The sequence below is a fragment of the Immundisolibacter cernigliae genome, from assembly GCF_001697225.1.
GTDB classification, from domain to species: domain Bacteria; phylum Pseudomonadota; class Gammaproteobacteria; order Immundisolibacterales; family Immundisolibacteraceae; genus Immundisolibacter; species Immundisolibacter cernigliae.
The window spans coordinates 3,071,536-3,095,921 of the sequence record NZ_CP014671.1 but is presented as its reverse complement, the minus strand read 5'-3'; the positions used below and the strand labels follow the sequence as shown (position 1 = coordinate 3,095,921).

Annotated in this window: 21 protein-coding genes and 1 pseudogene; 9 read left to right on the top strand and 13 right to left on the bottom strand. The window is 67.8% G+C overall.

Features of this window, described 5'->3' with window-relative positions:
* Positions 1 to 18 precede the first annotated feature (18 nt).
* Positions 19 to 951 carry a cupin domain-containing protein gene (locus tag PG2T_RS14520; RefSeq protein WP_068807102.1) on the top strand — a complete coding sequence of 311 codons (933 nt, stop codon included), beginning with the start codon at positions 19 to 21 and terminating at the stop codon, positions 949 to 951.
* A 13-nt stretch (positions 952 to 964) separates the two neighbouring features.
* On the opposite strand, the gene PG2T_RS14515 is transcribed toward PG2T_RS14520, so the two are convergent.
* A complete protein-coding gene (locus PG2T_RS14515) occupies positions 965 to 2,770 on the bottom strand; it encodes a GGDEF domain-containing protein (RefSeq protein ID WP_068807099.1) in 1,806 nt (601 codons plus the stop codon).
* A 142-nt stretch (positions 2,771 to 2,912) separates the two neighbouring features.
* On the opposite strand from PG2T_RS14515, the gene PG2T_RS14510 reads away from it, so the two are divergent.
* Positions 2,913 to 4,166 (top strand): Rieske 2Fe-2S domain-containing protein, encoded by a 1,254-nt coding sequence (locus tag PG2T_RS14510; RefSeq protein ID WP_068807096.1) that lies wholly within the window; start codon positions 2,913 to 2,915, stop codon positions 4,164 to 4,166.
* A 182-nt stretch (positions 4,167 to 4,348) separates the two neighbouring features.
* Positions 4,349 to 4,597: a YdcH family protein gene (locus tag PG2T_RS14505; protein ID WP_068807093.1), complete on the top strand. Its 249-nt coding sequence runs from the start codon at positions 4,349 to 4,351 to the stop codon at positions 4,595 to 4,597.
* Between the two features lie 109 nt (positions 4,598 to 4,706).
* On the opposite strand, the pseudogene purL reads toward PG2T_RS14505, so the two are convergent.
* The 6 genes and pseudogenes from purL to dapA form a co-directional block, all read right to left on the bottom strand.
* A pseudogene (gene purL, locus PG2T_RS16755) lies at positions 4,707 to 8,602 on the bottom strand (phosphoribosylformylglycinamidine synthase).
* 4 nt (positions 8,603 to 8,606) lie between these two features.
* On the bottom strand, positions 8,607 to 9,335 hold the full coding sequence (gene purC / locus PG2T_RS14495; protein ID WP_068807090.1) for a phosphoribosylaminoimidazolesuccinocarboxamide synthase: 729 nt from the start codon (positions 9,333 to 9,335) through the stop codon (positions 8,607 to 8,609).
* A 33-nt stretch (positions 9,336 to 9,368) separates the two neighbouring features.
* Positions 9,369 to 10,136: an MBL fold metallo-hydrolase gene (locus PG2T_RS14490; RefSeq protein ID WP_068807087.1), complete on the bottom strand. Its 768-nt coding sequence runs from the start codon at positions 10,134 to 10,136 to the stop codon at positions 9,369 to 9,371.
* Positions 10,137 to 10,146: 10 nt separating this feature from the next.
* A complete protein-coding gene (bamC, locus tag PG2T_RS14485; RefSeq protein ID WP_158513216.1) occupies positions 10,147 to 10,461 on the bottom strand; it encodes an outer membrane protein assembly factor BamC in 315 nt (104 codons plus the stop codon).
* Complete coding sequence (locus tag PG2T_RS16300) at positions 10,398 to 10,817, bottom strand: hypothetical protein (RefSeq protein WP_158513215.1); 420 nt, start codon at positions 10,815 to 10,817, stop codon at positions 10,398 to 10,400. The genes bamC and PG2T_RS16300 overlap by 64 nt, the downstream gene beginning before the upstream one ends.
* A 14-nt stretch (positions 10,818 to 10,831) precedes the next feature.
* Positions 10,832 to 11,707 carry a 4-hydroxy-tetrahydrodipicolinate synthase gene (gene dapA / locus PG2T_RS14480; RefSeq protein ID WP_068807081.1) on the bottom strand — a complete coding sequence of 292 codons (876 nt, stop codon included), beginning with the start codon at positions 11,705 to 11,707 and terminating at the stop codon, positions 10,832 to 10,834.
* Between the two features lie 101 nt (positions 11,708 to 11,808).
* On the opposite strand from dapA, the gene PG2T_RS14475 reads away from it, so the two are divergent.
* Positions 11,809 to 12,276, top strand: coding sequence for a peroxiredoxin (locus tag PG2T_RS14475; RefSeq protein WP_068807079.1), 468 nt, complete (start codon positions 11,809 to 11,811; stop codon positions 12,274 to 12,276).
* Here the strand turns inward: PG2T_RS14475 and yihA are convergent.
* Complete coding sequence (gene yihA, locus PG2T_RS14470) at positions 12,273 to 12,890, bottom strand: ribosome biogenesis GTP-binding protein YihA/YsxC (protein WP_068807075.1); 618 nt, start codon at positions 12,888 to 12,890, stop codon at positions 12,273 to 12,275. The genes PG2T_RS14475 and yihA overlap by 4 nt on opposite strands.
* A gap of 181 nt (positions 12,891 to 13,071) precedes the next feature.
* Between yihA and PG2T_RS14465 the strand changes: the two genes are divergently transcribed.
* Both PG2T_RS14465 and PG2T_RS14460 read left to right on the top strand, forming a co-directional pair.
* Positions 13,072 to 13,677: a c-type cytochrome gene (locus PG2T_RS14465; protein ID WP_068807071.1), complete on the top strand. Its 606-nt coding sequence runs from the start codon at positions 13,072 to 13,074 to the stop codon at positions 13,675 to 13,677.
* Positions 13,678 to 13,700: 23 nt separating this feature from the next.
* Positions 13,701 to 14,312: a thiol:disulfide interchange protein DsbA/DsbL gene (locus tag PG2T_RS14460; RefSeq protein WP_068807068.1), complete on the top strand. Its 612-nt coding sequence runs from the start codon at positions 13,701 to 13,703 to the stop codon at positions 14,310 to 14,312.
* Between the two features lie 72 nt (positions 14,313 to 14,384).
* Here PG2T_RS14460 and PG2T_RS14455 read toward each other — a convergent pair whose 3' ends face one another.
* The 4 genes from PG2T_RS14455 to PG2T_RS14440 form a co-directional block, all read right to left on the bottom strand.
* Positions 14,385 to 15,485: a zinc-binding dehydrogenase gene (locus tag PG2T_RS14455; protein ID WP_068807065.1), complete on the bottom strand. Its 1,101-nt coding sequence runs from the start codon at positions 15,483 to 15,485 to the stop codon at positions 14,385 to 14,387.
* The gene (locus PG2T_RS14450) at positions 15,482 to 16,957 is read right to left on the bottom strand and encodes an aldehyde dehydrogenase family protein (RefSeq protein WP_068807062.1); all 1,476 of its coding nucleotides are present in this window, start codon (positions 16,955 to 16,957) and stop codon (positions 15,482 to 15,484) included. Before PG2T_RS14450 ends, PG2T_RS14455 begins: the two co-directional genes overlap by 4 nt.
* A 141-nt stretch (positions 16,958 to 17,098) precedes the next feature.
* A complete protein-coding gene (locus PG2T_RS14445; protein WP_068807059.1) occupies positions 17,099 to 18,289 on the bottom strand; it encodes an aromatic ring-hydroxylating oxygenase subunit alpha in 1,191 nt (396 codons plus the stop codon).
* 28 nt (positions 18,290 to 18,317) lie between these two features.
* A complete protein-coding gene (locus PG2T_RS14440) occupies positions 18,318 to 19,037 on the bottom strand; it encodes an iron-containing redox enzyme family protein (protein ID WP_068807056.1) in 720 nt (239 codons plus the stop codon).
* 176 nt (positions 19,038 to 19,213) lie between these two features.
* Here PG2T_RS14440 and PG2T_RS14435 point away from each other — a divergent pair, with 176 nt between their 5' ends.
* The gene (locus PG2T_RS14435) at positions 19,214 to 20,284 is read left to right on the top strand and encodes an LLM class flavin-dependent oxidoreductase (RefSeq protein ID WP_068807053.1); all 1,071 of its coding nucleotides are present in this window, start codon (positions 19,214 to 19,216) and stop codon (positions 20,282 to 20,284) included.
* Positions 20,285 to 20,569: 285 nt separating this feature from the next.
* On the opposite strand, the gene PG2T_RS14430 is transcribed toward PG2T_RS14435, so the two are convergent.
* The gene (locus tag PG2T_RS14430; RefSeq protein ID WP_068807050.1) at positions 20,570 to 21,850 is read right to left on the bottom strand and encodes a glycerophosphodiester phosphodiesterase family protein; all 1,281 of its coding nucleotides are present in this window, start codon (positions 21,848 to 21,850) and stop codon (positions 20,570 to 20,572) included.
* A 265-nt stretch (positions 21,851 to 22,115) separates the two neighbouring features.
* On the opposite strand from PG2T_RS14430, the gene PG2T_RS14425 reads away from it, so the two are divergent.
* Together PG2T_RS14425 and PG2T_RS14420 are read left to right on the top strand one after the other, a co-directional pair.
* The gene (locus PG2T_RS14425) at positions 22,116 to 22,769 is read left to right on the top strand and encodes a cupin domain-containing protein (RefSeq protein ID WP_068807047.1); all 654 of its coding nucleotides are present in this window, start codon (positions 22,116 to 22,118) and stop codon (positions 22,767 to 22,769) included.
* A 97-nt stretch (positions 22,770 to 22,866) separates the two neighbouring features.
* Entirely contained in the window at positions 22,867 to 24,375 is a 1,509-nt protein-coding gene (locus tag PG2T_RS14420) for an aldehyde dehydrogenase (RefSeq protein WP_068807044.1), read from the top strand.
* Positions 24,376 to 24,386 lie beyond the last annotated feature (11 nt).

Genomic DNA, 24,386 nt, shown 5'->3' with positions numbered 1-24,386 from the left:
CCGCCAGAGGAGCCTGCCATGAGCCACGCCATCGCCTACCGCAACGCCGGCCCGGTGCCGGCCGCCACGCCCGCCGCGGCGCGCGCGCTGTATCTGTCCGAGCGCGACTTCATGGGCGCCGCGCTGCCCACCCCGATCGAGAAGGTCCTGCCGGCGGCGGCGATGGCGCCGCAGGACGGTCCGCTCGATTTCAGTGCCCAGCTTGGCCTGCCCTACCCGGCCACCCTGCCGGCCCTGCTGGCCGGCACCCACGCGCTGCGCGCGCAGGGCGCCACGCCGGTCGGCGAAGCGGCCGGCGGGGTCATCGTGCTGATTCTGGAAGGCAGCGGCACGTTCACGGTCGGCGCCGAGACCGTCACCGTCGGCGCCGGTGACATCCTGGCCGTGCCCGGCAGCGTCGGGGCTGGCGCCCAGGCCGGCTCGAACGGTCTGCGCTTCTACTATGTCGACGACAGTCCGCTGACGCGCTACATGGGCTGGCAGGTGCAGCCGACCGAGCGCATCGTGTTCACCCACTGGCCGGCGGCGCTCCTGGCGCAAAAGCTCGCCGACACGGCGGCCGAAGGCATCACCGCATCGGGCGTGTTCCTGGCCCATCAGGGTCTGAAGGCGGAAAAGCTCGCCACGCCGAACCTGTTCGCGCACCTGAATCGTCTGGCTCCCGGCGCCGCCAACACCGTGCACGGCCATGCCTCGGCCGCCATCACCTACGTCATCGAGTCCAACGACGCCAGCTACTCGCTGCTGGGCGAGACGCTGCAAGACGGCGCCATCGTCGACCCGCTGCGCGTCGACTGGCGCCCTGGCCAGGTGTCCCTGACGCCGCCGAACCTGTGGCACGGCCACTTCAACGACGGCAAGACCGACATCCTGACCCTGGTGGTGCAGCTGTCGGGGCTGTACTACAACGACCGCACCATGAATTTCCGCTTCGCCAGGCCGCCGGTCTGACGCTTGACCGGCCTCAGGCGGCCGGAGCACCCACCGCCGGTCCGCGTCGCCGGTCGATGTACAGCGCGCCGCCGCCGGCTTCGCCGCGGCGCAGCTTGGCCTGGTGTTTGGCCTCCGTCGCCAGGGCCGCCACGTCATGATGCGAATGACAGCGATCCAGGTCCGGCAGCACCACGCCGATGGACAGACCAAGCAGCGAAAAAAACCGCCGCTGGCCCTGCCGGTCTTCGGTCCAGATGCCGCCCGCGGCGCGATCCTCGGCGCTATAAAAATCCGCCGCCGCGGCGTTGAAGGCCGCCAGCAAACGCTCGCAACGCTCCCGCCAGTCCGCGCTCACCATCACCAGCATGAAGTCATCGCCCCCAATGTGGCCAACCAGGTCGCACTCGCCATCGGTCTGGGCAACCGCCAGTTCGGCCAGCTTCTTGATTACCTCATCGCCGCGGCTGTAGCCGTAGACGTCATTGAAGGGCTTGAAGTGGTCCAGGTCGCAATACGCCACCGCGAATTGCAGGCGTCGACGCAGCAGGTCATCGATGCACTCGTAGATCGGCACGTTGCCCGGCAGCAGCGTCAGCGGGTTGGCATGACGGGCGTTTCGCACCTGCAGGTCGGTAATGCGCCGCAGCAGGTCGATGACCCTTGCCATGCCCAGGTACTGCCGGTCGCGGGTGACGATGAACTCATGCTCGACCTGGCTGGTCGAGGCATCGGTCAGCAGCCGACTGACGTCGGCCAGTTGCAGGTCGTGCTCCACGCTCAGCGGTTCGGTGTCCATGAACCAGGCAATCGGCTTTCTGCCGTGCAGGTCGCGTCCGTAACGCGACAGGTACAGGTCCGTGAACGGCCCGCGTCGCACCAGACCCAGCGGCCTGCCGTCCGCCACCACCGGCAGGGCGTGGACATCCGGCCGCTTTGCCAGCAGGGCGCTGACCGCGTCCATGCTGGTGGTTGGCGTGACGGTCGGATTCGGCCGCGCCAGTTCACCCACCGATTGCCCGCGCTGCCAGCGCCAGGCGTCGCGCAGCAGCGGCAGGTCGCGCTCGAACAGGCCCACCGGCAGGGCCAGCGGCGGCTCCGGCACGGGCCGGCCAAGGTGATAACCCTGCGCCATTTCGATCCCAAGATCGGCCAGTGCGAGCAGCTCGGCGGCCGTCTCCACCCCCTCTGCCACCACCTGTGCACCGACCCCGCGGGCGATTTCGCCCATCGAGCGCACGAACTCGCGCTTGACCGGATCCGCATCCAGGCCGCGCACGAAATGCTGGTCGATCTTGACGTAACCGGGCTGCAACTCGGACCACAGGCGCAGGCTGGCATAACCGGCGCCCAGATCATCGATGGCAATCGCCAGGCCGGCCTCGCGGTATTCGGCCAGCGCCCGTCGCACGCCGCTGTAGTCTTCCAGCGGGTAACGCTCGCTCAGTTCCAGCACCACCCGGTGCACCGGCAGACCACTGGCGACAATGCCGTCGATTGCGCGCTGCGGCCGATAGTCCGGATCCAGCATCAGGGCCGGCACGATGTTCATGAACAGCAGCCCGGGCAGGTTCAGGGCCGCGAAGCGCTGCGCCGCCAGCTCGCGGCACAGCAGGTCGAGCTCCACCACGCGGTTGCAATGCTGGGCGGCGCCGAACAGCACCAGCGGGTTGTGCATCATGCTGTCGGCAGGGCCGCGCACCAGCGCCTCGTAACCCACCACGGCCCGGCCGCGTAATGACGCAATCGGCTGGAACAGCATGCTGAGCCGGCGCCCGTCGATGACCGCCTCCAACTCGTCACGGAATCGGTTGACGTCTTCGAGTGTTGGAGGAGACACGCTGCAATACCTGTGCGATGGCAAAAAAGCATGTGACGTTAATGTGACTTGTTGACGGAGCGGTGACAGCCCGATGTCGATTTGCGGCCCGCCGTCCTGCAGTCATAATCCGTTCAACACATCAGCCCGCCGGAGAAACACCATGAACGCTCCAAGCACCTTGCCCGTTACCGATCTTGTCTGGCCTGCAGAAGGCTTCACCCGCGTGCCGTACCGGGTGTATCAGGACCCGGCCATCTACGCCCTGGAACAGGAGCGCATCTTTCGCGGCCGGACCTGGAACTTCGTCGCCCTGACCGCCGAACTGCCCCGCGCCGGCGACTACAAGACCACCCATGTCGGCGACACGCCGGTCATCGTCAGCCGCGACCGCGACGGCCAGTTCCATGTGCTGGTCAACCGCTGCGCGCACCGCGGCGCGCTGGTGTGCCGGGACCTGCGCGGCAATGCAGGCACCCTGACCTGCGTCTACCACCAATGGGCCTACGACGCCAAGGGCGACCTGATCGGCGTGCCGTTCAGGAAGGGCCTGGGCGGCAAGGGCGGCTATCCGGCCGATTTCGACATGAAGCAGCACGGCCTGCAAAAGCTCAATGTCGAGGTCTTTGGCGACTGCATCTTCGCCAGCTTCGCCGCCGACATGCCCAGCGTCGAGGACTACTTCGGCCCGCGCATGGCCGATTACCACCGGCGCATGTTCAACCGGCCGGTCGAGGTGCTCGGCTACCACCGCCAGTTCGTGCACAGCAACTGGAAGCTGTACGCCGACAACACGCACGATCCCTACCACGCCAGCCTGCTGCACCTGTTCCACGCCACCTTCGGCCTGTACCGGGCCTCGCAGATCTGCGGCACCGAGATGGGCGGCTACGAGGGCATGCACAACTGCATCCACGCCCGATCCGGCACCGACGAAGGGCGCCTCGACAGCTACAAGCAGGAAGGCGGGCGCTCGTACCAGGAAAATTACAGTCTGGCCGACCCCAGCGTGCTCAAGGGCTGGCCGGAGTACGCCGACGGCGACACGCTGTGCATCCACGTGATCTTCCCGAACCTGGTGGCGCAGCAGATTGCCAACACGCTCGCCACGCGCCAGATCGTCACCCACGGCCCGCAGCAGTTCGAGCTGATCTGGACCTACTTCGGCTACGTCGACGACACGCCCGAACAGCGCGCCATGCGCATCAAGCAGATCAACCTGATCGGCCCGGCCGGGCTGATCTCGATGGAGGACGGCGACGTGTGCGAGCTGGTGCAGAACGCCATCGTGCGCGACGGCGACGCCTGCTCCATCGTCGAGATGGGCGGGCGCGACATTGCCGACATCGACAGCACGCTGACCGAGGTCGGCATGCGCGGCTTCTGGAAGGGCTATCGGGCGATCATGGGCCTGTGAGTCGGCCCGGGGCTGCGAGCCGGGCTGTCGGAGCCCGGCTGAAAGCCACGGTTCGTGACCATCAAGCAGCAAGCCGTAAGGCATCGGGTTGCCGGCAATCAATGCCGCCGCCCGCGTCTGCGCCTATCGTGTCATCGGCAGCCGGGCACCCGGCTGCCAGCCAGTCTCCACAAGGAACCCCCATGAGTCTCGACAAGCACGACCTGCACCACGAATTTCCCGAGTTCAACGACGCCATTCATGCCCTGAAGGTCGGCGACCCGCATTTCGCGACCCTGTTCGCGCAGTACCACGACATCGACCGCGAAGTGCATCGCATCGAAGCCGGGATCGAGAACACCGCGGACAGCTACCTCGAACAGCGCAAGAAGGAGCGTCTCGCGCTCAAGGACGCGCTGTACCAGAAACTGCGCGCCTGGCCAGGCAACTGACGCGGCTGCCTGGCCTGCGCCGGATGCGCAGGCCAGGCAGCCGGACAAGGCCGCCGGTCAGTTCAACGCAACGCCCCGTTGCCGCCGGCCGTGCGCCATCGACACGCCCTCAGCCCTGCGCCACCCACGCGTAGGCGTTGCTGAACAGCTGCAGCCACGGGCCGTCCTCGCCCCAGCCGGCCGGGTGCCAGGAATGCTGCACGGTGCGAAACAGCCGTTCCGGGTGCGGCATCATGATCGTCACCCGGCCGTCGGCGGAGCTGAAACCGGTCGCGCCACCCGGTGAGCCGTTCGGATTGTCCGGATAGCGTGCCGCCACCCGGCCACGGCCGTCGACGTAGCGCAGCGCCGCCGGTGCGGGGGTGCCCGCGCCGAACACGGCCTGCCCTTCCCCGTGCGCCACCACGATCGGCAGCCGCGCACCGGCCATGCCGCGCAGCCACACGCTCGGACTGTCCAGCACCTCGACCAGCGCCAGACGCGCCTCGAACTGCTGCGAGCGGTTGCGCGCGAAGTGCGGCCAGTGCTCGGTGCCGGGGATCAGCCCATCGAGCTGGGACAGCATCTGACAGCCGTTGCAGACGCCCAGCGTGAGCGTGTCAGGCCGGGCGAAGAAGGCCTGGAACTGCCCGCGGGCGACCGGATTGCCCAGAATCGCCTGCGCCCAGCCGCGCCCGGCACCCAGCACATCGCCGTAGGAAAAACCGCCGCAGGCGGCCAGCACGCGGAATTCATCCAGCGTGGCCCGGCCGGCCAGGATGTCGCTCATGTGCACGTCGACCGGCGCAAAGCCGGCCCGTTCAAAAGCCGCCGCCATTTCGAGCTGGCCGTTGACGCCCTGCTCGCGCAGGATGGCGACGCGCGGCTTCGCGCCGGCGGCGCGCGGCGGCGTGAGGGCAAACGGCACCTGGGCACTCAGACCCGGATCGTCGGCATCGAGCAAACCGTCGTATTCCTCGTCCGCGCACGCCGGATCGTCGCGCAGGCAGGCGATGGCGTGCGAGGTGGCCGACCACAGCCGATGCAGCTCGACCCGCGGCGCGCGCAGCACGGTCTGCCCGCCGAAGCGGAACGTGATGTCGCCGTCAGGACGCGGCGCGCCCAGATCCATCGCCAGGTCGCGGATGCCGCAAGCCGTCAGCAGGTCCTGCACCTGCGCCAGGTCGGCGGCGCGCACCTGCACCACGACGCCGGGTTCCTCGTTGAACAGCGCCCGCAGCGGGTGACTGCCGGCGCCGGACAGATCGACATCCAGCCCGCAGTGGCCGGCGAAGGCCATCTCGCACAGCGTCGCCAGCAGGCCGCCGTCGGAGCGGTCGTGGTAGGCCAGCAGCAGGCCGCGTGCCGCCGCCTCGCGCACGAAGCGGAACAACCCGGCCAGCAGTTCGGGATGGTCCAGATCCGGCGGCGTGCTGCCGGTGGCACCCAGCACCTGCGCCAGCGCGCTGCCACCCAGCCGGCCGCGACCGGCGCCAAGGTCCAGCAGCAGCAGGCGGCTGTCACCGGCGTCCAGATGCAGCTGCGGCGTCAGCGTGCGGCGCACGTCACCCACCGGCGCAAACGCCGTGACCACCAGCGACACCGGCGATACGACGGCCTTGTCGGTGCCGTCCGCGTCGCGCCAGGTGGTCTTCATTGACAGCGAGTCCTTGCCGACCGGGATGGCGATGCCCAGCGCCGGGCACAGCTCCATGCCGACCGCGCGCACGGCGGCGTACAGGGCGGCGTCCTCGCCGGGTTCGCCGGTGGCGGCCATCCAGTTGGCGGACAGCTTGATGGCGGACAGCTGCGCCACGTCGGCGGCGGCGATGTTGGTGATGGCCTCGGCCACCGCCAGGCGCGCCGCGGCAGCCGAATCCAGCAGCGCCACCGGCGTGCGCTCGCCAAGCGCCATCGCCTCGCCGGTATGGCCGTAGAAATCGCTCGCAGTCACGGCCACATCGGCCACCGCCACCTGCCACGGCCCGACCAGCTGGTCGCGGCACACCCGCCCGCCGACGCTACGATCGCCGATGGTGATCAGAAACCGCTTGTCGGCCACCGCCGGCAGTTGCAGCACGCGCCGCGCGGCTTCGGCGATATCCACCTCGTCCAGGTCGAAAGGCGCCGGGCTGGGCGGCAGCGAGTGCACGTCCCGCCGCAGGCGCGGCAGGCGATCGTGCCCGCTGGCCTGCGGCGCGGCCGGCGCCGCCGCGCCCTGACCGAGCAGGGAGCTGAGTTCCACGTCGACCGCCGTGGCGCCGTCGGCGGGGTCATGCAGGCGCAGCAGACCGTCGCCGCCGACCTCGCCCAGCACCGCGAACGGGCAGCGCTCGCGGGCGCAGATGGCGGCAAAGCGCGCCCGGTCGGCGGCGCCGATGACCAGCACGTAGCGCTCCTGCGCCTCGTTGCACCACAGCTCCAGCGGCGACAGGCTGGGGTCGGCGCTGGGCACCGCGCGCAGGTCGAACACGCCGCCGCGCCCGGCGGCATCGACGATTTCCGGGACGGCGTTCGACAGGCCACCGGCACCGACGTCGTGGATGCTCAGGATGGGGTTGTCCGCGCCCAGCTGCCAGCAGCGGTCGATCACTTCCTGGGCGCGGCGCTGCATTTCCGGATTGCCGCGCTGCACGGAGTTGAAGTCCAGTTCCGCCGCGTTGTCGCCCACGCCCAGCGACGAGGCCGCCCCGCCGCCGATGCCGATGCGCATGCCCGGCCCGCCCAGCTGCACGACCAGCCCCCGACCGGCGGCTCGTGCTTGTGCACTTGCTGCGGGATGATGTTGCCCATGCCGCCGGCCAGCATGATCGGCTTGTGATAGCCGCGCACCCGCCCGCCGACGGCCTGCTCGTAGGTGCGGAAAAAGCCCGCCAGATTCGGCCGGCCGAACTCGTTGTTGAAGGCCGCCGCGCCGATCGGGCCGTCGAGCATGATATCCAGGGCGCTCACGATGCGGTCCGGCTTGCCGTAAGGCTGCTCCCAGGGCTGCGGCAGGCCAGGCAGGTTCAGGTTCGACACCATGAAGCCGACCAGACCCGCCTTGCTGAAGGCACCGCGGCCGGTGGCGGCCTCGTCGCGAATCTCGCCGCCGGCGCCGGTGGCGGCGCCCGGGAACGGCGCGATCGCGGTCGGGTGGTTGTGCGTCTCCACCTTGGTCAGGATGTGCGCGCTGGTGGCCAACTGCCGGTATTCGCGGCTGTCCGCGTCCACCACCAGCAGGCGCGCCGAATGGCCTTCGATCACCGCCGCGTTGTCGCGGTAGGCCACCAGCGTGCCCTGCGGGCTCCTGCGGTGGGTGTGGCGAATCATGTCGAACAGGGACAGTTCCTGCGCCACGCCGTCGATGAGCCATTCGGCGTTGAAAATCTTGTGCCGGCAGTGCTCGGAGTTGACCTGCGCGAACATCATCAGCTCGACGTCGGTCGGGTTGCGGCGCAGGCGCGCGAACCAGCGTTCGAGGTAATCGAGCTCGTCCGCGGACAGCGCCAGACCCTGCTCCCGGTTGGCCCGTTCCAGCGCCGCCCGGCCGCCGCCGAGTACGTCCACGATCGCCAACTGCGCCGCAGGCGCGGCCTCGAACAGGCGCCGGGCCAGTCCGCTGTCGGCGGTCAGGACCTCGGTCATGCGGTCGTGCAGCAAAGGCGCGGCGGCGGCGAGCTGCGCCTGCGTCGGCGGTGCGCCGGCCAGGGTCAGCCGATAGCGCACGCCGTGCTCGATGCGCCGCACGCCGGCCAGGCTGCACACGGCGGCGATGTCGGTGGCCTTGCTGGACCAGGGCGTCTGCGTGCCGGGGCGTGGCAGGGCCAGCACTTCGCCGGGCGCCAGCGCGAGCGGCGCGGGCGTGCCCTGCACCAGCGCGGCCAGGGGCGCCGGATCGGTGCCCGGCATCACTTGGGCCAGGTAAACGGCCTCGGCCTGCAGGTCGCGCAGGTCCGGCAGCACCGCCTGCAGGTTTTGCACCAGCCGGGCCAGACGAAATTCGCTCAGCGCCGGCCCACCGACCAGGAACAGCGGCTCGGCCACCGGCTCAGCCCTGCGCCTGCAGGTCGACGCCCAGACGCCGGGCAACTTCCTCGTAAGCTTCCACCACGCCGCCCAGGTCGCGCCGGAAGCGGTCCTTGTCGAGGCGCTCGCCGCTGCCGGCGTCCCACAGGCGGCAGCCGTCGGGGGTGAATTCGTCCCCCAGCAGCAGCTCGCCCCGATAGCGGCCGAATTCGAGCTTGTAGTCGACCAGGGTGATGCCGGCGTCGGCGAACAGGGGCTTGAGCACGCCGTTGACGGCCATGCTCAGCTCACGCATGCGCCTGAGTTCCGCGGCGCTGGCCCAGCCGAAGGCCAGCACGTGATCGTCGTTGACCATCGGGTCGTGCAGGGCATCGTTTTTCAGGAACAGCTCGAACAGCGGCGGGTCCAGTTCCAGACCCTCGGTCACGCCCAGGCGCCGCACCAGACTTCCGGCGGCCACGTTACGCACCACGCATTCCACCGGCACCATGTCCAGGCGCCGCACCAGACTCTCCTGCGGGCCGACGATGCGCACGAAATGCGTGGGCACGCCGGCCTGCGCCAGGCGTGTCATCACGAAGGCATTGATGTGGTTGTTGACCATGCCCTTGCGCGCCAGGGCGGCCTTTTTCTCGCCGTCGAAGGCCGAGGTGTCGTCGCGGTAGTGCATCAGCAGCAGATCCGCGTCGTCGGTGGCATAGACGGTCTTGGCCTTGCCTCGGTACAGCTCGGCGCCGTGCGGGTAGCTCATGGTCGGATTCCGGGTTGATGGTCCAAAAACGGTTCAGGCCAGCTCGCACCAGTCGATGCCCAGGTCCTGGTCGGCGACGGCGATCCAGTCCGCGCCGCAGCCCAGCGCACCGGCCATGGCGGCCTGGGCCAGTTCCGGGCGGTTATTTTGCTCGCTCAGATGCGCCGCCACGAAGTGCTGCAGGCGCCGACAATCCAGGCCGCCGATGAAGGCCGCCGCCGCATCGTTGCTCAGATGCCCAAGATCGCCATCCACACGCCGTTTCAGCGATGGCGGATACGGGCCACCGAGCAGCAGATCGCGGTCGTGATTGCACTCGAACAGCAGCCCCTCGCAGCCACCCAGCAGCGCCGCCATGTGAGCGGTGGTATGGCCAAGGTCGGTGACCGCCGCAAAACGCCGCGCACCGTCCGACAGCAGGTACTGGCAGCTCTCGCGCCCGTCGTGGGGCACCGGAAACGGCGTGATGGACAAGTCGCCGATTTCCCAGGGCGCGTGGCAGTTGATCGTGCGCACCTGCGGCAGCTCGCCGACCTGCGGCGCCAGCGCGGCCAGCGTGCCGGGCGTGGCCCACACCGGCATGCCGCCGGCGCGCGCCACCGGTCCGACGCCAGCCACGTGATCGCCGTGTTCGTGCGTGAGCAGGATGGCGGTCAGGTCGGACAGCTCCAGGCCCAGTCGCCCGAGACGGCGGCGCGTGTCGGCCAGGCCAAAGCCGCAGTCGATCAGCAGCGTGGTGCTGCCGGCCTGCACCAGGGTGGCGTTGCCGCGACTGCCGCTGCCCAGCGAGGCGAAGCGCATGCCGCGGTGGTCAGTCCAGGTTCTGCTGAATCTTGCGCAGGATGTCCTCGGCGACCGGCGCCGTGACCAGCTTTTCCTTCTCGTCGAACACCAGCACGTTGGTCTGCTCGCCGGCGGACTGCAGCAGCACCAGGAAACGCTCTTTCTGCGTGCTCTCGTCGTCCCCCCAGAACATCAGCGTGCGGGCGATGCGGCCGCGCGGCTTGCGGTGCTTGTAGTCGACGAAATACAGGCCGCGCGAGCGGTCGCGGTCGTCCACCTTCATTTCGGCGGCTTCGAGCGCCTTGCCGACGCTGCGCCAGGCGCGGGCGAAATCCTCCGGCACCACCAGCCGCGGCGCGCCCTCGCTGCCCTTCTCGATACGCGGTCCGGCCGGATCGGCCTTCGCGCCATCGCCGGCCAGCTGTTCCGGCGGCGGCGAAGCGCCGGACGCCGACGCATCCGCATCGCCGCCCCCCCGGCCGCGCTGCCATCGTCGATGCCCGGCACGACCAGGGCCGAGGAGCTGGCCGCGCCGGTCAGATCCGGCGGCACTTCCAGCGGCGGCAACGTTTCAGCCTGCTTGTATTGCTGTTCCTGCGGATCGTGGCCGAGCAGCCCCGACAGTGCACCGCAGCCACCCAGCAGCGGCAGGGTCATGGCCAGAACCAGGGCACGCGGCCGGAGCACGAAAAACTGCATGATGCCTCGCAGGATCACAGTAGGGACGCCTGGCGCAAAGCCGCGCGCACGGTGTCGTGACAGGCCGCAGACAAGGGTGTCAGCGGCAGACGAATGCCAGGCTCGATCAGCTCCAGCTCGGCCAGCGCCCATTTCACCGGAATCGGGTTGGCCTCGACGAACAGATCGCGATGCAGCGCCTGCAGCGGCGCGTCGAGCGCCAGCGCCAGTTCGCGATTCCCGGCCAGCGCCGCCTCGCTCATTGCCACCATGGCCCTGGGCGCCACATTGGCAGTGACCGAAATCACGCCCCGATAGCCGCGCAGCATGAGCTCGGCGGCGATGGCGTCCTCGCCGCTGAACAGCCAAAAATCGGCCGGGCACCGCGCCAGCAGCTCGGCGCCGCGCTCCAAACTACCGGTGGCATCCTTCAGGCCGACGATGTTCGGGATCTCGGCCAGGCGCAGCACAGTGTCGGTCTGCAGATCACAGGCCGTGCGTCCGGGCACGTTGTACAGAATCTGCGGGATCGGCGCCGCCTCGGCGACGGCGCGAAAGTGCCGGTACAGGCCTTCCTGGCTGGGCTTGTTGTAGTACGGCGTCACCAGCAGGCAGGCATCGACACCGGCGTCCGATGCGGCCCGCGTCAGCTCGATGGCCTCGGCGGTGGAGTTGGCACCGGTGCCGCCGATGACCGGAATGCGGCCATCGACACGGCGCACCACTTCGGCGATCACGCCGATGTGCTCGTCCATGTCGAGGGTGGGTGACTCGCCGGTGGTACCGACCGCCACGATGCCGTGCGTGCCGGATGCGAGGTGGAATTCGACCAGCCTTGCCAGGGCCGCGTAATCTATCGCCCCGGACGCAGTCATCGGGGTGACCAGGGCGACAACGCTGCCGTGGATCATGCAAAAGTCCGGCTGGAAAAGGCCGGTATGGTACTGACCCGGTCCACTGACTGACAAGCCAAGCCCCGGCCCGCCGCACGCAACCTGCCCGGAATCGAACCATGCCAGAACCGATCATCGGCGCCCCGGCGCCCGACTTCAGCCTGCCGGCCACCGGCAACCGGACCATCAGCCTGGCCGACCTGCGCGGCCAGGCCGTGGTGCTCTACTTCTATCCCAAGGACAGCACGCCCGGCTGCACCCAGGAGGGGCAAGACTTTCAGCAGCTGTCCGACGAATTTGCGGCGCTGGGGGCGGTCATCCTGGGCGTCAGCCGCGACAGCGTGGCCAGCCACGAGAAGTTTCGCGCCCGGCAGGGATTCAGCTTCGACCTGCTGTCGGATGCGCAGGAAACCGCCTGCCACGCCTACGATGTCATCCGCGAGAAGAACATGTACGGCAAGACCGTGCTGGGCATCGAGCGCAGCACCTTCCTGATCGATGCCGACGGCGTGCTGCGCGAGGCCTGGCGCAAGGTGAAGGTCAAGGACCATGCCGCCGCCGTGCTGGAACGCCTGAAGGCGCTTTAGTCGGCATCCGCATCCAGCCAGGCCCGCACCTGCTCGCGAATCGCCGGCGCGCCCTCCCCGCTCAGGTTCGACAGCGGCAGCGGCGGCAACACCGCCTCGAACACCGACAGCTCTTTGTGCAAGGCGCGCAACGCAGTTTGCAGCGCGCCGCGGCCGAGCTTGTCCGATTTGGTCACCGCCGGCTGCACCGGCAAGCCAAACTCGGCCGCGGCCAGAATCAGCTGCCGATCGCCCACCTGCAGCGGGCGGCGTACATCCATGAACAGCAGCAGCCCGCGCAGGCTGCGCCGGCTCGCGAAGTAGGCCGGGATCACCTCGCCCCAGTCGCGCCGCCGGGCCGCCGAGGTGGCGGCATAACCGTAGCCGGGCAAGTCCACCAGACGACGGTAATCGTCCAGTTGAAAGAACAGCAGCTCCTGCGTGCGCCCCGGCGTCTTGCTGACCCGCGCCAGCGCGCGCTGGCCGGTCAGGGTGTTCAGACCACTCGACTTACCGGCGTTGGAGCGACCGGCAAAGGCCACCTCCGCGCCCTCGTCCGGGGGCAGATGGTCGAGCGCCGTGGCGGCGCGCCAGAAGCGCGCCCCTTGCAGGGGATTGGGAACCGGATCGGTCATCGGAAAGGTACAGCAGGTGACGTTGAAGGGACGGGCCCTGGCAGAACCGGCCGTGGCCGACCCGATCCGGCAGGACCGGCCAGTGAGTGCTGCTAGAATACCGCGCCGTTTGCGCTGCCCCGAATGCAGCGCAGCGAACCCAACCCCAATACCCAACCAATACTCAACCGGGAGTCTGCGGATGCGAGGCTGCAAGTGGATCGTGGTGGCTGCCGCCCTGACAGTGGCGGGCGGCGTACAGGCAGCGGGCGATGCCACTGCTGGCCAGCAAAAATCAGCCCCCTGCCAGGCCTGCCACAGCACCGACGGCAACAGCCCGGTCGGCATGTACCCGAACATCGCTGGCCAGCACGCCGGTTACATGACCACGCAGTTGAAAGCGCTGCGTGATGGCCAGCGCAAGGATCCGGTCATGTCGCCGATGGCGGCCAATCTGAGCGACCAGGACATCGAAGACCTGGCCGCCTTCTATGCCAGCCAGACCATCAAACTGGGCAGCGTTCCGGAAGACGTCGTTGCCGCTGGCGCCCAAGTGTACCGGGCCGGCAACGCCAAGACCGGCGTGCCCGCCTGCATGGCCTGTCACGGTCCGGACGGCACGGGCAATGATCCGGCCGGCTGGCCGGCACTCGGCGGTCAGCACCCGGAGTACATCACCAAGCAGCTTGGCCTGTACGCCAGCGGCGAGCGCAGCACCGACATCAACAACATCATGCGCGACATCGCCGCACGCATGAGCAAGGCGGAAATCGACGCCGTGTCGCAATACGTCTCCGGCCTGCACTGAAGCCACGCTCCAGGAGGACGCCCATGCGCCTGCCGCTGCTCACCGGCCTGTTTGCCCTGCTGCTGACCACGCTCGCCGCCCAGGCCGAACCCTGGGTGGAACTGGCCCAGCCGCAGCCCACGCGCGACCCGGCCAAGGTCGAGGTGATCGAGTTCTTCTGGTACGGCTGCCCGCATTGCTACGACGCCGAACCGCATGTCGCCGCCTGGCGCAAGAAACAACCGGCAGCTGTCGAATTCATCCGCGTGCCGGCCATCTTCAACCAGCGCTGGGCGGTGCTCGGTCGCGCCTACTACGCCATGCAGCAACTGAAGCTCGGCGAGGACGTGCACAAGGCGCTGTTCGAGGCCATCCATCGCGACCGCAAGAACCTGAACGACGAGGCCAGCCTGACCGAGTTCTTCGCTGGCCAGGGCGTGCCGCGCGAGAAATTCAGGGAAGCCTTCAACTCCTTCGACGTGGACGGCAAGCTCGGCCGCGCCAATCAGATGACCCGTGCCTACGGCCTGGAAGGCGTGCCGACCTTCATCGTCAACGGCAAGTACCGCATCGACGGCACCAGTGCCGGCAGCGAAGCGGGCATGTTCACGGCCCTCGACCAGCTGGTGGCGAAGGAACTGAAGGCCGCCAAATAAGGCCGACCAAAAAAAGCGGCAGCTACCCTGCGCCTGGGTAGCTGCCGCTGGATTACCCCTCCCCTTCTTTGTCTAGTTCTTGAACGGGTCCACCACCGGCTTGATCTCCTCCAGCCGGTGCATGCGTTCCATGGCCTTCGGGATCTCGGCCAGGCTGTAGGTTTCGCCAAACAGCCGCTCGAACGGGAAGTTGTCCTTTTGGGCAGCCAGGAAGGCCAGTGCCTCGCGGTAGTACTCGATGCCGGCCGAGCGGATACCGTGCACGCTGATCTGCTTCATCACGAAGGCCATGCCGGGAATCTGCGCCGGCTGCGGGTCACCGGCGCCGATCACGACGATGCGCCCGCCCATGCGGGTGATGCCGATGGCTTCTTCGAGTGCGTGGTGCGAGCCTGAGCATTCGAACACCAGATCCGCGCCGCGGCCGTCAGTGAAGCTGCGCACCAGCTCCGCGCGCTGCTTGGCGTCGGTCTTCTCGATGTTGCACACGGCGTCGGCGCCGAACGCCGTGGCCACGTCCAGCCGCCCGTCCGGGGCGCCGAAGCAGATCACCCGCCGGGCACCGAAGGCGCGCGCTGCCGCCACGCCGTACAGACCCACCGGCCCGCTGCCCTGAACCAACACCGTCTCGGCCGGCCGGATGCCGCCGGCGCGCGCCGTGGCGTGCATGATGGTGCGCAGCGCGCAGCTGGCGGACGAAGCCCAGTGGCTGGGCACCTCGTCCGGCACCTTGACCACGTGGCAGGCCGGCAGGATGTAGGCGTACTGCGCGAAGCCGCCCAGCAGATGCGGCGGCTTGCTGCAGTCGGCATAGCCATAGGGCGTGAAATTGGTGCACAGCGTCGGCTGGTGGGCCACCACGCAGTAGTAGCACTTGCCGCAATAGGCATAGGCCCAGATCACCCGGTCGCCCTTGGCCAGCGGCGCGCCGGCCACGTCGGTATCCCGACCGGCACCGAGTTTTTCGATCACGCCGACCATCTCGTGACCGAGGATGGCGGGCGTTTTCGACACCGGCTGCAGCAGCCCCATGTGCACGTGATGGTCGGTGCCACAGATCGTCGCGCGGTCGATCCTGACCACGATCGCGCCGGGCTCAGGCTCCGGCACGTCGAACTGACGGACTTCGAGCGGTTCCTTGTAGGCGGCAAGCACCAGGGCACTGGCTTTCATATCAGGCGAATCTCCACGTTTTTGCGCCCCTCGGCGCCGAAGTAATGCACGGCTTTCAGCTGCGTGAACGACACCAGCTCTTCGAGGGTTTCTTCCTGGCCCAGGCCGGAGTCCTTCTGGCCGGCAAAGCCGAAACCCGGGAAGTGCTTGGACGAGCCATTGATCCAGACGGTGCCCGCCTCGACCCGCCGCGCGAACTCCATCGCCGTGTCCAGGCTCGACGTCCACACGCTGGCGGTGAGGCCGTATTCCACGGCGTTGATGTCGGCCAGCATCTGCTGCTCGTCGTCCCAGGGGATCAGCGCCAGCACCGGGCCGAACACTTCCTCCCGAAACAGCGTGTGCTCGCGGGTGACGTCAAAGAACACCGTCGGCGGCACATAGAAGCCCTTGTCGAACGGCGGCGTGGTCAGGCGCGCACCACCGGTCAGCAGCGGCAGGCCCTCGCGCTTTGAAAGCTCGATGTAACGCAGGGTCTTGTCGAACTGCTGCTGCGTCGACAGGCCCGCCATCAGCGTATCCGGGTCCTGCGGATCACCGATGCGGATGGCCTCGCAGGCAGCCTTGATGGCCGCCTTGGCCTGCTCGTAGAGCGAGCGATGGATGAAGATGCGGCTGGTCGAGCCGCAGCTCTGGCCCGCCGTCTGATAGAAGTTCATGCCATGCACGGCCGACGTGAAGGCCTTCTCGGCATCCGCGTCCGGGTAGATGACCATCGGATTCTTGCCGCCCAGCTCGAAGGTGAAATCCTTCAGGTGCCCTGATTCGGCGGCGATGCGGTAGAAGGCCAGCGCCGCCGCCTTGCCGCCGGTCAGCGTGATGCGCTTGATGTCCTTGTGACCGACGATGGCTTCGCCCACCGGGACGCCTCCCGTGAGAATCTGGATCAGGCCCGGCGGGATGTGCGGGGCCAGAATCTCGGCGATGCGCAGCGTCGACAGACTCGTGTGCTCGGAGGGCTTGATGATCAGCGAGTTGCCCATCAATAGCGGCGCCGCGATGCGCATGATGCTGAACATCAGCGGGTGGTTGAAGGCGCAGAACCGCGCCACCACGCCGAACGGCTGCGGCAGGGTGAAATGGATGTTGTCGCCGGTGAAGCGGTCCCCGGAGCGGCCAAAAACCTGCGGCGCCAGGCCCATCTGGTGGCGCAGCATACCGACCGAGGCCCGGATGTCGGCACGCATGACGTGGATGGGACTGCCGGTATCGAGCACGTCCAGCTGCGCCAGCTCCTCGCCGTGCTGTTCCAGCACCGCCGCCAGCTTGCCGACCAGACCCACCCGCTGGAACAGCGGCACCTTGGCCCATTCGCGCTGGGCGGCCAGCGCCCCGCGCACGGCTTCATCGACCAGCCCGGCGCATTCCGGCACCGAACCGATGGTCTCGCCCGTCGCCGGATTGATGGCTGTAAAACGCTCACTGACCGCCGGAAACGTGTTGTTCACCAGCGGCGCGAAGTCGTAACTCACGCGGTGTTCTCCTCGACACGAGCGGCCATGCGCAGGACCGGACCAGGCCCGCTCGCAGCTCGGTAAACGAAGCTGCGGCTGTTTTCACCCGACCGGCCCTGGCAGGACCGCAAAAACCTTATTTCGTTGTAGGCCGCCGCTTCAGGCCGCGGCGCGGCTGAAACCCATCTGCTTGCGGTACCACTCCCACCAGACGATGTTGGCGATCTCGTCGTTCTGGCCGGACTTGTATGGATCGGCGTCCTTGCGCACGCCCTTCATGAAGTAGGCATTGGGTGTGCCGGCCTTGAGCGCATTCTGGATGCGGTGGAACACGGCCGCGTCCTCCAGGCTGACCAAGCCCGATGGGCCGAGCATGTTGGACGACTGGCGCAGCCGATGGCGGATCATTTCCTCGTCGTCATCCTCGTGGCAGAAGTAGGCCCAGTGGACCTCGGTCTTGAGCGGCCCACGCGGAATGCCAAAGCGGAAATTGAACATGTCCAGATGCTTGCTGCCGAACGATACCAGTGACGGGCAGACCACGTACGAACCCTGGCTCGGGTCCACGCCCTTGAACTCGACCAGGCTCGGGTCCTTCAGGAAATCGGCGTTTCGCACCGCCGCCAGCTGCGACACCAGCGCGATATTGCCGTTCTCGGAAATCGTGCATTCGCCCTTGCCGCCCTGCCAGTTGAGCATCTTGAAGGCGGCGTGCAACAGCGGCGGGTGATAGCCGTCCTGATCGCGGTAAGTCTTCCAGTTGGCGTTGTACATGACCTTCTGGTAGCCGAGCAGCTTGAGCCTGCCGTCACCACCCAGCGAGGCGGCCAGCGGCGCCGCGATCTCGCCAAGCTGCTCCGAAAGCGGCGCCGCGTGGTCATCCAGGGTGGCGAACACCAGGCCGGCGAACACCTCGTAGCGAATCTTGCGCAGCCCGAAGTCGGCCTTGCAGAAGTCTTCCGGAAAATCGTTCTCGCCCGGCACGCCGCGCAGGTTGCCGCCGTTGTCGAACAGCCAGCGGTGATACGGGCACTGGAACTCGCCGGCGTTGCCGCGCACCTCGGGCACCAGCATGGTGCCGCGATGCGAGCAGGCGTTGTGGAACACGCCGACGGCACCGCCTTCCAGACGCGTGATCAGGATCGGCACCTCGCCGATATAGAAGGTCTTGTAGTCGCCGGCGTTCGGGATCTCGCCCACGTGCGCCACCGGATGCCAGTGCGGCCCGTAGAACAGCCGTTCCATTTCCAGCTGATAGATCTCCGCGCTCTCGTAGAGCGCCTTGGGGATGGCATTGGTCTTGGCCGGGAAGGTGACCAGATCCTGGATGAACTGGGTGTTGGCATTCATGGCGTCGGGGCTCCTGAGATGATGTGGGTCAAGCAGCGGTCGGCAGCTTGACGCCCTGCGCGTCGAGCTCGGCGGCCAGGTCCATCACGCCTTCGTAGAAGATGCGCGAGGCTTCCAGCGCCGTATCCAGACCGGCCAGTACGTCGGCGGCCAGTTCCGGCGTGGTCACGTGACGCTTGATCGGCGCCCACACGACCTTGCCGGCGTGTTCCATGTCCGCCTTCTCGTGGTAGCGGAAGAAGAACAGCTGTTCGTCGGTCAGGCCCAGGTCCTTCTGCCACTTGTCGGCGCTGATGTTGGTCTCGCGGTCGATGGCGGTCAGCACGAATTCTTCCAGCGAGGTCGACAGCCAGCCGATGATCCAGTGCCGGTTGCGGCACAGGTTCTCGGTCACCTGGTGCCAGATGTCGGTCTTGGCGTTGGGCACGGCGTCGTGCAGCTGCTTGTCGGTCAGGCCGAGCGTACGGGCCATCTCGAACAGGATCTTGGTGTGCGGCGCCTTCAGGTTCTCGTCATAGACCAGTTCTTCGAGCATCTGGCCGATGGTCTTGCGCACCACCGCCTGGTCCGGGCAGCGGCTCATCCAGGCCGGGCGGTAGCTGGCACTGAACTGGCGGTTGCGGATGGAGTGCTGGATCATCCAGGCCTGCGCCATGCCGACCGTCATCTTGCCGGTCAGCCACGGCCAGGTGTTGGCCGACTCCACGCAGCGGGCGGCAATGCGGTCGACGATGTCCTGCTGGTTCATTGTGTTTCTCCTGCGCGTGTTGGGGTGCGTGGACGGCGCATGGCAACCGGTGGTCGAATAGCCGCCCACGGAACGTTCAGTCAGCCATGCGCGCATGGTCGCGCCGCGTTCACCCGCAAGTCAAGAAAACCCCAAGCCGGCGCCGTGCGCGCCGCCAATCCAAGGAGTGGTCCGGCATGAAATTCGGTCTGTTTTACGAGATGCAGGGCGCCGCCGATCGCAGCGACGCCGAGCTCTACCAGGAGCACCTGGACCAGTTCTGCCTGGCCGACGAACTGGGCTACGACTGCCTGTGGCTGGCCGAACTGCACTTCCAGCGCGCCTATTCGATTCTGCCGGCACCGCTGCTGCTGGCCGCCGCCGCCAGCCAGGTCACCAAACGCATTCGTCTGGGCATGGGCATTTCCGTGCTGCCGATCAACCAGCCGCTGCGCCTGGCCGAAGAGCTCGCCACGCTGGACATCCTGTCCGGCGGCCGCGTCGACTGGGGCATCGGCCGCGGCCACCCGATGACCGGCATCTACGACCATTTCAACATCGACATCGACCAGTCCAAGGCACTGTTCCGGGAGCACCTGGACATCATCCGCCTGGCCTGGACCGAGGAGGAATTCAGCTTCAACGGCAAGTTCAACAGCATCGACCGGGTGCGCGTGGTGCCCAAGCCGGTGCAAAAGCCGACCCTGCCGACTTTCGTGTCGGCCTTCAGCCCGGACACCTTCGATCTTGCCGGCGAGTACGGCTTCAACCTGTTCCTGCCGGCGCAGGTGCTGCCGCTGGAGCAGCTCAAGCAGGCCGTGGGCGGCTACAAGGCGGCTCTGGCCAAGTACCAGCGAGACGCCTCGAAGTTCCGCCTGCCGGTGCTGCTGCCGGTGTACATCGACAGCGACGGCGACCGCGCCCGGCGTGACGTGGAAAAAGCCATGATGAGCTACTACGACATCATCGGCGTGATGATGGGCGAGATGATGGGCCGCCTGCAGGAAAAGCATGCCCAGTTCCCGGACAGCTACAAGGGCTATCTGCAGCTGGGCGAGCTGACCAAGGACCTGAACTACGACTTCGTTTGCCGCGAGCTGGCCATCTTCGGCAGTCCCGAGGAAGCCATCGAGCGCATCACCCGCCTGCGCGACGAGGTCGGCCTGCAGGACATCATCCTGTGGACCAACGTCGGCGCCATGCCGCACGACAAGGTCAGCAATTCCATGCGCCTGTTTGCCGACAAGGTGATGCCGCACTTCACTTGAGGACGTGACGCGGGGCGGCGCATTCCAGCCGGCACGCCCCCGGCAGACCAAAGGCAAGGTTGCCACGTCGCGCGGTGCGCTCCTCGCAACGACGGGGTGAGGGCGTTTGTATGTCGACGGTCAGGGCGCGCTGTCCACGCTGCGCCGCCGCCGCATCTCACCAACACCCCGTCGTCCTGAGGAGCGCAGCGACGTGAGGACCTTGCCTTTCCAGCCAGCCGATACGCCCCGACAGACCAAAGGCAAGGTTGCCACGTCGCGCTGTGTGTGCCCCGCGCCGGCTTCTCAAAGACCCATGCAGTTGGCGTAATAGGTCACCGTGCCCGGCCAGTCGGAGAAAATGCCCAGCACGCCTACGCGCTTGGCCAGCACGTCGAGCGCCTTGTACATGTCGCTGTCCTTGGCGATCGCCCGGCCCTCGGGATCGAAGGCGTAGTAGAAGCCCGCTTTCGACGCGCCCTGGCGCAGGTCCGAGCGCTCGAAAGTCCAGGTGATGATGTCGAAACCGAGGCGCTTGAGCTCGTTCGCCAGCGCCGATGGCACGATGCGGCCTTCGGCATCCACCGCCAGCAGGGCCGGCATCGGCGGGGCGATGATCTTCACGCCCTGGGCCTTGAGCGACTCAAGCGTCGCCAGCGGCAGCGGCGGCAGCGTGTCCTTCGCGGCCGGATCGTAGTCCACCAGGTAGACCGCCTGGCGGCCATAGGCCGGCGCGTTGTGAATCCAGTACAGCACGTCGGCCAGGTCGAACGACTGCGGCCAGGCGTCACGCGGGCGGACACCCGCCGCCTGCAGGTGGTCGATCAACGCCTGCGCGTACTGCGCCTGGCCGCCGAATACCGCCGCAATGCGCGCCGGATCGCCGCCCTTGAGTTCCGGCGTGTGCTTGACGCCAAGCCGCTGGTTCAGCGCGATGCTCTCGTCCAGCGTCATCAGCGTGCCGCGCCCGGTGTACAGGTCCGTGCGCCAGTCGGCAGTACCGCCCAGGTAGCCCTGCGCATCCGTCGCCGCCGGGTTGCTGGCGTCCATCTTGCCGGTGAGCGTCCGGAACTCGGCCAGCGTGATGTCGCTGGTGCAGCACTTCGGCGACGATCCGGGCCCGCTGTACGGCACCGAGCACTTGCTGTTCAGATCGGTGGCAACGATGTTGGTCGTCGTGTGCAGGTCGCATTCCGCGTGGCGGCACACCAGCGCGCCATCGCTGGTGAACGTCACATCGCATTCGACGATGCCGGCGCCCATCCGGGCCGCCGCCTCGTACGATTCCTTGGTGTGTTCCGGAATCTGCAGCCCCGCACCGCGATGGCCGATCGAAAAATCCGAACGCCGGAACGGCCCGTCCGCACAGCGCTTCAATTTCGACTTCAGGGCGCCCTCGTCCATGCCCGCGACCAGATAAAACGGTCGCGGCCCCACCTGAACGTTGGCACGCAGGTCCGGCTTGCCGAACGCCGACAGCGGGCCCTGAAGGTCGTCAGCCGGCCCGGCGGCGTGCAGCACGGCACTGAACAGGCAGCCGGCCGCAAACAGCGCGCCCGTGAATCGAGAAAATAGTGTCTTTTGCATCGTTGCTCCCCGAAGGCGTGCCCGAAGGCGTGATTGGTGGGTGGACGCCCAAGGCATCCGAAGCCAACTATCGGGGCCGCACTTTTCGAAACCGTGACCCTGGTGTGACCGGCCGGTGGCAGTTCCGTTGCGGATCGATGACATCCGGACCGTCCCGGCGTTCGACCATCAATGACGCGGCACAGCCCGATCTCGGCTGCCGACCGGGTGCTATCGTTGCCCGCAGGCGCATCCGCACCCCGATCGATGACGAGGAGACAAACCAATGAACGCACCAACCAAAAGCCAACCGCCGGCCATGCAGGCCATGCTGGACGAAATGCTGCGCATCGCCGGCGACGACGCGCACCGGCCCGGGGTAATGGAGCAACTGGCCGCCGTGATGAAAAAAGCCGTCGCCGATCCCCAGCTGCTGGCCGCCCTGGGCGCCGCGACCGGCGAGAATCCCGACCTCTACGGCAGCATGACGGATCCGGGGCTGGGCATCATGGGCGTGCACTCGTCCAAGATCGGCTACCGCGAGCCGCACGACCACGGTGCCTGCTGGGCCATCAACGTGCAGGTGGCCGGCAAGCTGCGCCTGGTGCACTGGACGCAGGACGGCGTGGACCCGGCCACCGGCAAGGTGCGCCTGCGCAAGATCGACGAGATCGTCATGGGGCCGGGTGATGTGGACTGCTCGCCGCCCGGCGTGGCCCACGAGCTGTACCCGGAAAGCGACGACTCCATCGAGCTGGCCGTGCGCTGCCATTCCCTGGCCAGCATCATCCAGAACCGCTACGACCGTACCAACGGCGTGCACATCCACTGGTCCTGGGGCCAGAAGAAGGCCGTCGAGACTGGGCAGTTCGAGGTGGTCGGCGAAGCCGGCCTGAACGCCCGGCCGCCCGGCGAGGCCATGACCGCGCGCGTCAAGTAACCTGAACCCGCTCGACGAGAAGGTCGGGCAGGCATTCGCCCGTCGCCGCGGTGTCGCGTCCGACCCCTCCGACGGCGCCACCCGTACGGAGCACCCCATGCAGCGCTTTCCCCTCTACATCGCCGGCCAGTTCCGCGACGCCGCCGGCGGCGAGTGGTTCGAAACGGAAAACCCCTACACGCTGGAACCGTGGGCACAGATCGCCCGCGGCGGGCCGGCGGACGTGGATGCCGCCGTGGCTGCGGCCCGAACTGCATTCGAAAGCGGCTGGGGCCGCAGCAAACCCGCCTACCGCGCCGGCCTGCTGCGCGCCCTGGCCGATCGCCTGGAGCAGGCCGCCGGCGAGCTGGCCCAAATCGAAACCCGCGACAACGGCAAGCTGATTGCCGAAACCGGCGGTCAAGCGCGCTACCTGCCGTCCTGGTACCGCTACTACGCGGGTCTCGCCGAGAACCTGGAAGGCCGCGTCATCCCCATCGACAAGCCCGACGTCACGGTCTACACGCGGCCGGAGCCGCTGGGCGTGATCGCCGCCATCACGCCGTGGAACTCGCCGCTCATGCTGGCGACGTGGAAGCTCGCCCCGGCGCTGGCCGCCGGCAACACGGTGGTGCTCAAGCCGTCCGAGTTCACGTCCGCCTCCTCCATCGCACTGGCGCGCATCTTCGACGAAGTCGGCTTCCCGCCCGGCGTGCTGAACGTGGTGACCGGCTTTGGAGCCGAAGTCGGCGTGCCGCTGGTGGCGCATCCGAAGGTCGCCAAGGTCGCCTTCACCGGCGGCGAGTCCGGCGGGCGCGGCGTGTACAAGGCCGCCGCCGAGCGCCTCATCCCCGCCACGCTGGAACTGGGCGGCAAGTCGCCCAACATCGTGTTTGCGGACGCCGACCTCGACCAGGCGGTCAAGGGCGTCATCGCCGGCATCTTCGCCGCCACCGGGCAGACCTGTCTCGCCGGCTCGCGCGTGCTGGTCGAGGACAGCATCCACGACGCTTTCGTCGAGCGCCTGGTCGCCTTCGCCGGGCGCGCCAAACTGGGCGACCCGGCCGATCTGGCCACGCAGGTCGGCCCCGTCACCACCCGCCCGCAGTACGAAAAAATCCTCTCCTACATCGAAATCGCCAGGGCCGAAGGCGCCCGCTGCGTACTCGGCGGCGGCCCGGCCCCGCACCCGGCCGGCGGCAAGGGCCTGTTCGTGCAGCCGACCATCTTTGCGGACGTGACCAACGACATGCGCATCGCTCGCGAGGAAGTCTTCGGCCCGGTCATGTCCGTGCTGCGCTTTGGCGACCAGGACGAGGCCATCCGCATCGCCAACGACTCCGACTACGGCCTGGCCGCCGGCGTGTGGACGCAGAACCTGCGCCGCGCGCTTGAAATGTCCGACGCGCTCGCCGCCGGCACCGTGTGGGTCAATACCTACCGGGCCGTGTCGTACCTGGCGCCTTTCGGTGGCTACAAGGCCAGCGGCATCGGGCGAGAGAACGGCGCCGAGGCCCTGGCTGCCTACATGTTCCATCCCGGATCATCATATAGTTCCGTCTCGGTCCCCGCTGCTGCTGGCGCGCGAGGTGTTCCGGGAGCTGGCAGGGGACGGGAAAGCGGTTGATCGGGAGGTGT